Source organism: Microbacterium panaciterrae, from assembly GCF_039541635.1.
In the GTDB taxonomy this organism is placed as follows: domain Bacteria; phylum Actinomycetota; class Actinomycetes; order Actinomycetales; family Microbacteriaceae; genus Microbacterium; species Microbacterium panaciterrae.
This window is the reverse complement of sequence record NZ_BAABGP010000022.1, coordinates 157,738-169,463: the sequence shown is the minus strand read 5'-3', so window position 1 is coordinate 169,463 and position 11,726 is coordinate 157,738. Positions and strand designations below refer to the sequence as shown.

12 protein-coding genes are annotated in these 11,726 nt (G+C 68.4%); 8 read left to right on the top strand and 4 right to left on the bottom strand.

The window, feature by feature from the left end:
* Positions 1 to 23: 23 nt before the first annotated feature.
* The 5 genes from ABD882_RS15925 to ABD882_RS15905 all read left to right on the top strand — a co-directional run bounded on the left by ABD882_RS15925 (position 24) and on the right by ABD882_RS15905 (position 4,925).
* Positions 24 to 650, top strand: coding sequence for a TetR/AcrR family transcriptional regulator (locus ABD882_RS15925; protein ID WP_345188363.1), 627 nt, complete (start codon positions 24 to 26; stop codon positions 648 to 650).
* A 164-nt stretch (positions 651 to 814) separates the two neighbouring features.
* A complete protein-coding gene (locus tag ABD882_RS15920; protein WP_345188362.1) occupies positions 815 to 2,890 on the top strand; it encodes an MDR family MFS transporter in 2,076 nt (691 codons plus the stop codon).
* A gap of 63 nt (positions 2,891 to 2,953) precedes the next feature.
* Positions 2,954 to 3,586: a TetR/AcrR family transcriptional regulator gene (locus ABD882_RS15915; protein ID WP_345188361.1), complete on the top strand. Its 633-nt coding sequence runs from the start codon at positions 2,954 to 2,956 to the stop codon at positions 3,584 to 3,586.
* Positions 3,583 to 4,173, top strand: a complete 591-nt coding sequence (locus ABD882_RS15910; protein WP_345188360.1) for a GNAT family N-acetyltransferase — start codon at positions 3,583 to 3,585, stop codon at positions 4,171 to 4,173. Before ABD882_RS15915 ends, ABD882_RS15910 begins: the two co-directional genes overlap by 4 nt.
* Positions 4,174 to 4,721: 548 nt before the next feature.
* Positions 4,722 to 4,925 (top strand): cold-shock protein, encoded by a 204-nt coding sequence (locus ABD882_RS15905; protein ID WP_345188359.1) that lies wholly within the window; start codon positions 4,722 to 4,724, stop codon positions 4,923 to 4,925.
* Positions 4,926 to 5,000: 75 nt separating this feature from the next.
* Here the strand turns inward: ABD882_RS15905 and ABD882_RS15900 are convergent, their stop codons facing one another.
* On the bottom strand, positions 5,001 to 5,675 hold the full coding sequence (locus tag ABD882_RS15900; protein ID WP_345188358.1) for an HAD hydrolase-like protein: 675 nt from the start codon (positions 5,673 to 5,675) through the stop codon (positions 5,001 to 5,003).
* A gap of 165 nt (positions 5,676 to 5,840) precedes the next feature.
* Between ABD882_RS15900 and ABD882_RS15895 the strand changes: the two genes are divergently transcribed.
* A complete protein-coding gene (locus ABD882_RS15895; protein WP_345188357.1) occupies positions 5,841 to 6,242 on the top strand; it encodes a hypothetical protein in 402 nt (133 codons plus the stop codon).
* Positions 6,239 to 7,012 carry an RES domain-containing protein gene (locus ABD882_RS15890; RefSeq protein ID WP_345188356.1) on the top strand — a complete coding sequence of 258 codons (774 nt, stop codon included), beginning with the start codon at positions 6,239 to 6,241 and terminating at the stop codon, positions 7,010 to 7,012. The genes ABD882_RS15895 and ABD882_RS15890 overlap by 4 nt, the downstream gene beginning before the upstream one ends.
* A 150-nt stretch (positions 7,013 to 7,162) precedes the next feature.
* Here the strand turns inward: ABD882_RS15890 and ABD882_RS15885 are convergent, their stop codons facing one another.
* The 3 genes from ABD882_RS15885 to ABD882_RS15875 form a co-directional block, all read right to left on the bottom strand.
* Positions 7,163 to 8,461 carry a M23 family metallopeptidase gene (locus ABD882_RS15885; RefSeq protein ID WP_345188355.1) on the bottom strand — a complete coding sequence of 433 codons (1,299 nt, stop codon included), beginning with the start codon at positions 8,459 to 8,461 and terminating at the stop codon, positions 7,163 to 7,165.
* 95 nt (positions 8,462 to 8,556) lie between these two features.
* On the bottom strand, positions 8,557 to 9,252 hold the full coding sequence (gene nucS / locus ABD882_RS15880) for an endonuclease NucS (RefSeq protein WP_345188354.1): 696 nt from the start codon (positions 9,250 to 9,252) through the stop codon (positions 8,557 to 8,559).
* Positions 9,253 to 9,291: 39 nt separating this feature from the next.
* A complete protein-coding gene (locus tag ABD882_RS15875) occupies positions 9,292 to 10,515 on the bottom strand; it encodes an MFS transporter (protein WP_345188353.1) in 1,224 nt (407 codons plus the stop codon).
* 78 nt (positions 10,516 to 10,593) lie between these two features.
* Between ABD882_RS15875 and ABD882_RS15870 the strand changes: the two genes are divergently transcribed.
* Positions 10,594 to 11,673, top strand: a complete 1,080-nt coding sequence (locus tag ABD882_RS15870) for a LacI family DNA-binding transcriptional regulator (protein WP_345188352.1) — start codon at positions 10,594 to 10,596, stop codon at positions 11,671 to 11,673.
* Positions 11,674 to 11,726 lie beyond the last annotated feature (53 nt).

Below are 11,726 nucleotides of genomic sequence, written 5' to 3'. Positions count from 1 at the left end.
CCCCGGCCCTCGAGGAGTACGAGATGACGAACATCGACGAGGTCTCCGCGGCGGATCCGCATGCCGAGGCCTGCGGGCGCCGCGAGCGCAAGAAGCAGCAGACCCGGCAGGCTCTGCACGAGGCCGCGCTGCGGCTGGTGGACGAGAACGGCCTCGACGGCACCACGGTCGAGCAGATCTGCGCGGCGGTGGACGTCTCGCCGCGCACGTTCTTCAACTACTTCCCGTCCAAGGCCGCCGCGGCCCTCGATCTGCCGGGTTCGGCGATCTCGCCGGAGGGCGCCGACGCGTTCCGCGCGGCCGACGGCGAGCTGGTGCCGGCGGTGTGCGAACTGATCGGCGCATCGATGGAGGACGCGCAGCACCGCAAGCGCATGAAGTCGCTGGTGGTGCGCCGGCCCGAGCTGATGCCCGCTTTCGCCCACTGGATGGGAAGCGTGCGCGAGCAGTACTACTCCCTCGCCCGCGAGCGCGCGGACGACGCGGAGGCCCTGGCCGCGGTGTCGCTCGCGATGGCGGCACTCAGCATGATCCTGCACGACGGATCCGCCGGAGGGGAACGTCCGGGCGCGGCACGCCTGCTGGAGGGCGTGGAGCAGCTGGTCGCCGCGCGGACGGCCGTGCTCGCCTCGTCCGCCCCGCCCGCGTGACGATCGCGCAGAATCCAGCAACTTCATAGCAACACTGCGCTTACGCAACCTTTCCCGTCGTGTAATGTTGCAGGGCTGCAACATTCTTTGCCGCCAACGTCGGCGCTCGGATCCGACGGGTGTCGTGACGAGCGTGACGTCCGGAACCACCCTGAAGGGCCGTCATGTCCACCGCAACCATCACCACGGGGACCACCCGCGCTGCACGCAAGCAGAGCGCCCCGATCATGACGCACAGGCAGATCCTGCTCGTCATCTACGGCCTCATGGCCGGCATGTTCCTCTCGTCGCTGGACCAGACGATCGTCGGCACGGCGATCCGCACCATCGGCGATGACCTGCACGGCCTCGACCAGCAGGCGTGGGTGACCACGGCCTACATGATCACGTCGACGATCTCTGTGCCGATCTACGGCAAGCTCAGCGACATCTTCGGCCGCCGCCCGCTGTTCATCTTCGGCATCTCGGTGTTCATCCTCGGATCCGTGCTGTCGACGTTCTCGACCTCGATGGTGATGCTCGCCGGCTTCCGCGCCTTCCAGGGCATCGGCGCCGGTGCGCTGATGTCGCTGCCGCTCGCGATCATGGCCGACATCCTCGCCCCGCGCGAGCGCGCCAAGTACCAGGGCTACTTCTTCGCCGTCTTCGGCATCTCCTCCCTGATCGGCCCGCTGGTGGGCGGGCTGTTCGCCGGCGCGAACGAGATCCTCTGGATCTCCGGCTGGCGCTGGGTCTTCCTGATCAACCTTCCGGTCGGCCTCATCGCGCTCGGCATGGTCATCGCCTTCCTGCACCTGCCGAAGGTCGCCAAGCACACGAATCCGCGGATCGACTGGTGGGGTGCGACGGCCGTGATCGTGGCGCTGGTGCCGCTGCTGCTCGTCGCCGAACAGGGCCGCGAATGGGGCTGGGGCTCGGCCGCAGCGATCACCTGCTACGTCATCGGAGGCCTCGGCGCGATCGGGTTCATCCTCATCGAGATCGCGATGAAAGATGACGCGATCATCCCGATCCGGCTGTTCCACTCCAACACGTTCTCGATGGCGACCGTCATCGGCGTGCTCGTCGGCTTCGGCATGTTCGGCGCCATGATGACGATCCCGCTGTACATGCAGATCGTCGCGGGCCTCACCCCGACCGAGTCGGGCTTCGCGATGCTGCCGATGGTCATCGGCCTGATGACGTCGTCGATGGCGAGCGGCCAGATCACCTCGAGGACCGGCCGATACGGCATCTTCCCGCGCACCGGCACGATCTTCACCGCCGCGGGCTTCCTGCTGCTCACCTTCGTGTCGTCGAGCACCCCGATCTGGTTCATGATGATCGGAATGTTCGTCGTGGGTCTCGGCCTCGGTCAGCTCATGCAGTCGCTCACGATGGCGAGTCAGAACGCGGTCGCCGCGCCCGACATGGGCGTCGCGACGAGCGCCGCCCAGTTCTTCCGCCAGATCGGTGGAACGCTGGGCACCGCGATCATGCTCTCGGTGCTGTTCACCCTGCTGCCGCTGAACATCACGCAGAGCATGGCCGACAAGCCGACGCTGACCTCCGCGCTGAACGCCGCGCTCGACCCCGCCGTCGCGGGCAAGGCGCACAACAAGGCCGTCATGAAGCAGCTGTGGAACCCGATCGTGGGGCCGCTGCAGACGAACATCCAGAGCGGGCTCGACAAGGGCGTGACCACGGCCAAGGCCGCCGCCGACAAGGCCGTGACCGACGCGGTGACCGCAGGTGTGAACCAGGCCGTCGCCGCAGGTCAGGTCCCGGCCGCCGCCGCGCAGACCGTGATCGACCAGAAGGTGGCGGAGGCGCTTCCCGGCGCCGAGGCCAAGGCGCTGCAGGCCGTCGCCGACGGCGCGCACGCCACGGTCACGAACGGCTCGGTCGCCGTGGACTGGTCCAACCAGTCCCAGCGCACCTACTGGGTGGACAAGCTCGTGCCGGACATCACCAAGCAGCTCGACAACGCATCGTCCAAGGCATCGAGCGGTTCCAGCAGCTCCGTCAGCGACACGTCGTTCCTGAACGGCGCGGATCCGGCCCTCACGAAGCCGTTCATGGTCGGCTTCACCAAGGCGATCGACGTCATCTACTGGGTCGGCTTCGGCGTGCTGATGCTCGCGTTCGTGCTGAGCCTGTTCTTCAAGGCGCCGCCGCTGCGCACCCGCTCGGCCCTGCAGGAGCAGGCCGACGATGCCGGTGTCAGCGAGACCGGCACCATCAGGACGCAGCAGGCCTGAGCGCGTTGCCGGGGCGGGACGCTTCCCGCCCCGGCAGCCGCACAGCCTCTGTGAGGAGACATGATGAGCATCGATGACAGCGTGCGCGACCCGGGTCGCGAGAGTGCCGGCGAGGGCCGGCGCGAGCGCAAGAAACTGCAGACCAGAGTGGCGCTGCACGAAGCCGCGATGCGGCTCGTGGAGGAGCAGGGCCTCGATCGCGCCACGATCGAGCAGATCTGCGAGGCGGTGGACGTCTCTCCCCGCACCTTCTTCAACTACTTCCCGTCCAAGGCCGCGGCGGCGCTGAACCTGCCCGAGCACGGTGTCGCCGCCGACGTGATCGAACGGTTCCTTGCCGCGCAGGGCGAGATCGTGCCCGCGCTGTGCGAGCTGGTCGGCTCGTCGATGGACGACGGCATGGACCGGCATCGGATCAAGGAGCTGCTCATGAAGCGGCCGGAGCTGCTGCCCGCGTTCTCGCAGTGGATGGGATCGGTGCGTGAGCAGTTCATCGAACTCGCCGAGCGCCGCACAGCGGATCACGACCAGGCGGTCAGTGCCGTGTCTCTCGTGCTCGCCGCGATGAACGTGCTCGTGCACGCGCGCACGACTCCGGATCGGCCGGGAGCGGAGCGCCTGCTGGTGGCGGTCGACGGCCTGGTCGCGGTGCGCGGCGTCCGGATGACGAGCGCCGCGCCTACGCTGGACGAGTGACGCACTCCCCCGACCCTCTCGCCGCGATCGCCTGGCCGCTGCGCACAGAACGTCTGACGGTGCGCCGCGCGACTCCGGCGGACGCGGACGTCATCTGGCCGTACCGCCGGATCGAGGACGTGAACCGCTGGCTCGGCGCCGCCCCGCAGGATCTCGACGCGTTCCGCACGTACTTCACGGACGAGGAGCGCCAGGCGGTCTCGCTGATCGTGGAGCGCGGATCCGTCGTGATCGGCGACGTCATGCTGCGCGTCGAGGACGCGTGGTCGCAGGCCGAGGTGCGCGCACAGGCGCAGGCCGTACAGGCGGAATTGGGCTGGGTGATGGATCCGGCCCATCACGGCCGGGGCTACGCGACCGAAGCCGTGCGCGCCGTGATCGCCGCGTGCTTCGAGCAGCTGGGGCTGCGCCGGGTGAGCGCCGGCTGCTTCGCGGCGAACGAGCCGTCCTGGCGCATGATGGAGCGTCTCGGGATGCATCGCGAGGAGTACAGCCGCGCCACCGCGCTGCACCGCAGCGGCGAATGGATGGACGGCATGGCCTACGGCCTGCTCGCCGACGACTGGCGCGTCGCCCAGGACGGGTGACGGATCCTCAGATCACCCGCCGCTCGCCCTGGACATCGCTGCCATCGGAGTCCTAGGGTTTGAAGCACGCACGTCGTCACGGCAGCTCCCGCCTGAAGTCCCCAGCGAAGGGCGGAAGGTCGTCCCCAAGACCGGCGGCCAGTACGTGCATTGGCCCCCTCGGAGCATCCAGTCCCCAATGGATCCCCCGAGGGGGTCGCCCTCCCCGGTATTCCGATGTACTGAGATGTTAGACCTCTTTCCATGACTTTGTCCCCCTTTTGGGGGACAAAGTGGGAAAACGTGCGTTATGCTGATCTCAGACGCACCCTCCGGTCGTCATCTGGACCCCCATCGCTCCCCCCGCGGTGGGGGTCCGTCCAATTTTCCCGCGAGATTCCGCGGATCCGGCCACCGAAGCGGCGCCCGCAGGGGCCGAAACGCGAACTCACGTCGTGCAACGTTTGTGTCACCATGTCTCACGAGGTGTTGCCAACAGGCCACTCTCGGCTAACGTTGGCAAAGTCGACGCGTTTGCGCCGACGTAAGCCCAAGCAAGAAGGCAGTACATGACTCAGGGCACGGTTAAGTGGTTCAACTCGGAGAAGGGCTTCGGCTTCATCTCCCCCGATGACGGTGGGGCTGACGTGTTCGCGCACTACTCCGCCATTACCTCGTCCGGTTACCGCTCACTCGACGAGAACCAGCGCGTCGAGTTCGATGTGGCACAGGGCCCCAAGGGCCTGCAGGCCGAGAACATCCGTCCGCTCTGAGCGACACGGACTTCTGACTCCCCCGGGGCTTCGGCTCCGGGGGAGTTCTCTTTTGCCCTGAGGCTCTCGAAGAGGTCAGCCCCGCGGCAGCAGGATCCCGAGCAGCTCCTCGGTCGTGGACGCCACGGCGACGGATCCGTCCGACTCCCCCGGCTCGCCGAATCCCCACGTGACGAAGATCACCGGGACGCCGAGCGGCTCCGCGCCCTCGATGTCGTGCAGGCGGTCGCCGATGAGCACGGGTCGGCTGACATCCACGCCCGCCCCGGACAGCCGATCCAGCGCGCGGCGCAGCACCGCCTCCTTGCCGTCGTGCAGCCCTGCGGCGTCCGGCAGAGCGCCCGCGACGATCACGAAGTCGTCGAGGAGCGAGTAGTGCTCCAGGATCGCGAGCACCTGGTTCTCCGGCTTCGAGCTCGCCGTGGCCTGCGGGATCCCTGCGGCCTTCACGGCCCTCAGCGCCTCGACGACGCCGGGATAGATCCGCACGCTCGCGGCGTAGCCGTCACGGGCGGCGAGCTCACGGTACCGCCGCACGGCGATATGCGCGTCCTCCGCCGACATGCCGCCGCGCTCGCGGAACGACTCGAACATCGGCGGCCCGATCCACTGCGACAGTTCGGCGACAGGCGGTGCGGGCAGGCCGAATGAGTCGAACACTTCGGCGAGGCGAGGCAGGATCCCTGCGGAGGCATCCGCGATCGTGCCGTCCACATCCCACAGGACACAGGTGTAGGGGGGAACGCGCATGCTCCCAGCCTAGGACCGCCGCGAGTGTGCGCTGAACCTCCGCCGCAGTCACGGGAGATCCCTGAAGCCGTCGGATTGCTGAAGCCGTCGGATTGCGCTGAAACCTGCAGTTTTATATGCATTTATGGGGTACTTTCTAACCGTGGTTAGGAGTAGTCTCAGGACATGGCCACGAAGCTACTGACCTCCGACCCCCGGCCCGGACTGCGCGCACATCAGGATTCCATCCTGTTGTCGTTCCCGGAGCTGGTCTCGCATCTGCGGGACATTCTGGGCGTGAAGCTGGTCGCTTACATCGGCGGCGTGAAGTCGGCGCGCCAGGTGTCTACCTGGGCAGACGGCGACGGCGAACCCGGTGTGGCCGATCGGGAGCGGCTGCGGCACGCGTTCCACGCCGCGTCCCTGCTGCGGGAGCGTTACGACGTCACCACGGTGCAGTCCTGGTTCAAGGGCATCAACCCGACACTGAACGATGAGGCGCCGGCGCAGCTGCTGCGCGAGGGCGACCCGGTTACTGGACCGCGTGCGGTGATTGCCGCCGCGAAGGCCTTCGCCTACATCGGATGATCGACGCGCACACCATCCGCGTGTCCTACACGTGGGTCGTCACTCAGGATCTGCCCGAGTTGGAGCTCACAGGTGACCCTGGCGAGGTGTGGCACGTCGGATTCGAGCCGGATCCGTGGGGGTGGGCGCCTTGGCATTACGCCAACGACTCCGGGCTGTTCGACGGACGCTGGGACGATCAGCTCGGCGAGTTCCGCACGCTGTACACCGCCGACAGCCTGCTCGGCTGCTTCCTTGAGCTGCTCGCCCGGTTTCGTCCCAGCGAACGGGTGCAGGCGGCCCTCGACGAGATTGTGGACGACGACGGCAGCGTCGGCCAGTACCCGGAGGCGCCGCAGGGAGGCGTCGGGTACCGATGGCTGGAGGATCGGCTTTACGGCCGCGCCCGGCAGGCCGGTCGGTACTGCGCCATCACCCACTCCCGCACCCTCGGTGCACTCAGCAAGTCCTATCCGCTGGGCCGCCACGGACTGACCCCACGCGACGTCGACGCCGCGCTGCTCAAAGACGCCCGCGATCGTGATTTCACTCGGTCGGTCGCGCGCTGGCTGCACGACCTGCACGATGGCGGCAGCCCGCTGGTCGACGGCGTCCAGTTCGCGTCCCGACACGGCGACGAGCTGCGGATGTGGGCGGTGTTTGAGCGTGCGGACTCCTCCTACCGCAGCTCCCACCTTGAACCGCTCAGCGAGCCCGTCCGCGTGACGCCGGATACCCCGGAGCTGTTGGAGGCATTCGAGCGGTTCGGGCTTCACTGGCACGAGGCCTGAGGATCACATTCGAGCCCGGGGCGCTCATCGACTCGACCCCCGTGCCGTGCGGGAAGCCCCGACCTCGGCGACGAGAACCCGAGGTTCGGGAAACTCGGGTGGATCCGGCAATGGGTCGAGTCCGTGTTCGACGCAAAAGGACTCACTCATCTACGGGAAGTCGACGATCGCGAGGTTGAGCGGGAGTTCGCGGGTCCGCGACTCCGACTTCGACAGCTTGCCCTGCAGGAACGTGCCCGACAGATAGCTGTCCGCATCGGCGATCGACTGCGGATCCACCTGGCCGTCGTAGTGGAAGCCCTTGAGCTCATACGGCAGCGAATCTGCCTCGAGGAGGCTCGGGCCGTCCATCAGCTGGAAGTGCAGATGGGACGCGTTGGCGTTGCCGGTGTTGCCGAGCTTGCCGATCACCTGACCCTCGGTCACCTTGTCGCCGGCCTTCACGGTGAGCGATCCGGAGATCATGTGGGCGTACATCGCGTACACGCCGCTGCCCAGATCCAGCACCACGTGGTTGCCGTCGACGTTCTCGACCGTCAGCTTCGCCGCCAATGCCGGATCGCTGGCCGGCAGGACGCCGGGCGCGTTCGCTTCCATGCCGTCGAGGACGGACACCACCGTGGCGTCGGCGACCGCGAGGATCTCGCTGCCGTAGTCGACATAGCTCTTGTTGCTCGTCTTGTCGCCCGAGTAGAACTCACCCTGGTCATTGGTGCGCTTCCAGTCGATCGCGAACCGCTGACTGTTGTTCAGCTTGCCGTTGACCGACATCACGGAGCTGCGGTGCGGGAAGCCCGGTTCGCAGCAGCCGTTGAGGGCGATCCAGTTGTCGCCGCGCAGCGGAGGCGCGATGACCGGCACGGTCTCGGTGGAGATCGCGAGCGGCGTGGTCAGGTAGTCGATCGGGCCCGACTGACCGAACGCGGGCGACGCGGCGCCGGTGCCGTAGAGGTGGTGCAGCAGAGCCTTCGGGGCCTGGGCGAGCGAGTCCAGCGCGAAATCGATGAACAGCACCCGGCTCTCCTGAGCCGGGATCGTCGCGGTGTCGAGGTACCCCGCGGGCAGCGAGCGCAGGCGATTGCAGTCGCCGAAGCTGCACGTCGTGTCGACCAGGGCGGTGCCCGAGAAGCTCGCGATGATCTTCTTCGGATGCAGGCCGTCCACGACCTCGATGCGCTCCAGCGTCGCCGGCGCTTTGGTGGCGTTGGTCAGCTGCAGGTCGTAGACGACGTGGTATCTGCCGTCTGATCCGCGGAACGGCAGGGGCGGATCGCCGATGGGAGCCACTGTGATGGCGGTGAAGGCGTCCGGCACCGTGACGCCAGGGACGGAGTCGGCCGGGGGCTGTGCGGTGCGCACGGGTTCGGAGCCCGCCGAGCATCCGGTCGCGACGAAGGCGACCACGACGGCCATCGAGACGAACAGCACGGGCACGCGGCGGATTGTCACGTGGTAACTCCATTCGTCGGGTTCCCGAAGCCTATCGGCCCGCGGAAGACGGGACGGACCAGCGCCTCCCGCCGTCGCGCGGCGGGCCGGAACGCTCAGAAGAGCGTCGGAACACCCGATTCGACGCCCTTCATCGCGGTGTAGTCGAGCGTGAGGGTGCGGATCCCACGGTCCCCGGCAAGCGTCTTCGCCTGCGGCTTGATCTCCTGTGCGGCGAACACTCCGGTGACGGGAGCGAGGTGAGGGTCGCGGTTCAAGAGTTCGAGATAGCGAGTCAGCTGTTCGACGCCGTCGATGTCGCCGCGCCGCTTCACCTCGATCGCGACTGTCCCGCCGGCGGCGTCTCGGAGCAGGAGGTCGACAGGGCCGATCGCCGTCGGATACTCACGACGCACCAGGGTGAGCCCGTCGCCGACAAGCGCCACCTGTTCCGCGAGCAGGCGCTGCAGGTCTGCTTCGACGCCATCTTTCTGCAGGCCGGGATCGACCCCGAGCTCATGGGAGGAGTCGTGGATGACCTCGTAGATGCTCACCAGCAGGGTGTCGCCGGTCTTCGTGTGACTGACCCTCCACTGTTCGGCGATACCCGCACCGGCAGCCTCCTTGGAGGGTTCCTCCACCGTCACGTTGCACGGCGGCGACATCCAATTCAGAGGCTTGTAGCTGAGCGAATCACTGTGGATGAGCACAGAGCCGTCGGCTTTCAGGACGATCAGCCGCGTGGCGAGGGGCAGGTGGGCGTTGAGCCGGCCGGTGTAGTCCACGGCGCAGCGGGCGATGACGAGACGCACTCGATGAGCCTAGCCGTCCCCGCCCCGGCCGGCGGCGGCTCAGGCGACCGGGGTCTTCTCGTCCGCACGGAGCGGGCGCGCCGCCCCGGAGAACAGCCCGGACAGCGCCGCGAGCACCACGAGGATGAACAGCGTGTTCAGCAGCCCGATGTGGTTGCTGATGAAGCCGAGGATCGGCGGCCCGCCGAGGAACGCGACGTAACCGATCGTGGCGGCGGCACTCACACGCGCGGCGGCCTTGGCCGGGTCGTCGGCGGCGGCCGACATCCCGAGCGGGAAGCCGAGGGAGGCGCCGACGCCCCACAGCGCGGCCCCGACGAAGATCAGTGGGGCGTTCGGCGCGAGGATGAAGAGCAGGATCCCGGCCGCCGCGGTGAGCGCGAGGACGCGCAGCACCACGACCCGGCCGAAACGATCCACGAGCGGGCCGCCGAACACGCGCACCACGGTCATCGCGACCGAGAACGTGGCAAGCGCTGCGGCTCCCATGGCGGGTCCGGCGTGGTGATCCTCCGCGACGCCGAGCGCGAGCCAGTCGTTCGCGCCGCCCTCCGCGAACGACATGCCCAGCATCACGATGCCGAGGAAATACGTGCGCGGCTCGCGCCAGGCCGCGAGTGCCGTGTGCATCCGCTCACGCCAGCGCGGCTTCTCGTGGGGCTGCGGATCGAGCACGGCTTCGCGGGTCGGCACGTTGGCGAAGCAGACGACGGCCAGCGCGGCGATCACGACGGAGACGAGCAGCGCGTGCCCCGTGACGTTCACGCCGAGCTGCACCATCAGTGCGCCCGCCGCGGCTCCGATGACGGTGCCGAAGCTGAAGAAGGCGTGGAACACCGGCAGGATCGTCTTGCCCATCTGCTGCTCGATCGCGGTCGCCTCGACGTTCATCATGACGTCGAGGGATCCGTTGCCGAGGCCGAACAGCACGAGTCCCACGATCACCAGCGGGACGGATCCGAGCAGGTTCGTGCCGAGCCCGATCAGCGCGACACCGGTCGCGAAGCTCAGCATCGTGACGAGCATGCCGAGGCGGGCGCCGGTGCGGGCCATCACCGCAGGGCTCGTGGAGATGCCGATGATCGACGAGATGCCCATGCCGAGCAGCAGCAGACCCATCTGGGCATTGTCGATGCCGAGAGCGATCTTGATGTCGGGCACGCGGGACGCCCAGGTCGCGATCGACAGGCCGCTCGCGAGGAAGATCGCGAAGATCGCCGCGCGCCAGCGCGCGAACTGGGAGGGGGTCAGCGCGGTGTCCATGAGTCAACGGTAGCGAATCGACGCGCTCCGGTCGAATCGATTCGATCACTGTGTTCTCAACGATGTTATGGTCGAATCATGAGCCTCGGCCCCGATCCTGTGAAGAGCCGCCGACGCGCGACGATCGCCGACGTGGCCCGTGCTGCCGGCGTCTCGCCGTCCACCGCCTCGGTCGTGTTCAGCGGCAAGGCCCCCGTCGCCGAGGCGACCAGGGAGCGGGTGCTCGCGGTCGCCGCGGATCTCGGCTACACCGGTCCCGATCCGCGCGCCGCGTCGCTGCGCCGGGGGAGGAGCGGCATCGTCGCCGTGGCCCTCGAGGAGCATCTGCGCACCGCGTTCCTGGATCCCGTGAAGACCGCGATGATGGACGGCCTCACCGACGGCCTCGCCGAACTCGGCGCCGGGGTGCTGCTGCTGCGCGACGATCCGGGCGCCGGGCCCGACGCGCCCACGCTCGCCACCGCGCCGATCGACGCGGCCGTGCTGATCGGCTGCAGCCCGCGGATGCGGGAGACCCTCGAGGCGGTGCGCGCGCGCGGCCTGCCCATCGTCGTGATCGAGGGGGATGCGGGCGACGACGTGCCGCGGATCGAGCTGGACAATCGCGAGGCGGCCGCGCAGATCGCCCGTCACCTGCTCGCGCTCGGGCACCGCAGGGCCGCGATGGTCACGCTGCCCTTCGACAGCGGGCGGGAGCGCGGGGATGCCACGTCTGAGCGGATCGCGGCCATCACCACGCCGGTGACCCGGGAGCGGCTGGAGGGCGTCCGCGAGGTGTACCCCGACGCGCGGGTCGTCTCGGCCGGCGCCAGCATGATCGACGAGGGCCTGATCGCCGGGCGTCTGCTCTTCGCCGACCCCGAGGACCGCCCGACAGCCGTGATGGCGCAGAGCGACCTGATCGCGGCCGGCGTCATCCGCGCCGCCGAGGAGGCGGGCCTGCAGGTCCCGCAGGACGTCAGCGTCGCCGGCTTCGACGGGATCGCCGTGGACGGTCTCGGTGAGCACGTGCTGACCACCGCGGTGCAGCCCGCGGCGGAGAAGGGACGGGCCGCGGGCGCGGCGATCGCACGGATGCTGGCGGGGGAGCAGGCGGCGTCGATCCGGTTCACCTGCACGTTCCGTGAGGGCACGACCACCGGTCCTGCGCCGTCCTGAGCCTCCTGCCACCTCGGGACCCGCGCTCGCGGCCGGTAAACTGAGGCGGAACC

Bases quoted from the DNA above. Each gene is read 5' to 3' on its own strand.
- ABD882_RS15905 (WP_345188359.1), top strand. From the start codon at position 4,722: ATGACTCAGGGCACGGTTAAGTGGTTCAACTCGGAGAAGGGCTTCGGC.
- ABD882_RS15915 (WP_345188361.1), top strand. From the start codon at position 2,954: ATGAGCATCGATGACAGCGTGCGCGACCCGGGTCGCGAGAGTGCCGGC.
- ABD882_RS15920 (WP_345188362.1), top strand. From the start codon at position 815: ATGTCCACCGCAACCATCACCACGGGGACCACCCGCGCTGCACGCAAG.
- ABD882_RS15870 (WP_345188352.1), top strand. From the start codon at position 10,594: ATGAGCCTCGGCCCCGATCCTGTGAAGAGCCGCCGACGCGCGACGATC.
- ABD882_RS15925 (WP_345188363.1), top strand. From the start codon at position 24: ATGACGAACATCGACGAGGTCTCCGCGGCGGATCCGCATGCCGAGGCC.
- ABD882_RS15890 (WP_345188356.1), top strand. From the start codon at position 6,239: ATGATCGACGCGCACACCATCCGCGTGTCCTACACGTGGGTCGTCACT.
- ABD882_RS15875 (WP_345188353.1), bottom strand. From the start codon at position 10,515: ATGGACACCGCGCTGACCCCCTCCCAGTTCGCGCGCTGGCGCGCGGCG.
- ABD882_RS15895 (WP_345188357.1), top strand. From the start codon at position 5,841: ATGGCCACGAAGCTACTGACCTCCGACCCCCGGCCCGGACTGCGCGCA.
- ABD882_RS15900 (WP_345188358.1), bottom strand. From the start codon at position 5,675: ATGCGCGTTCCCCCCTACACCTGTGTCCTGTGGGATGTGGACGGCACG.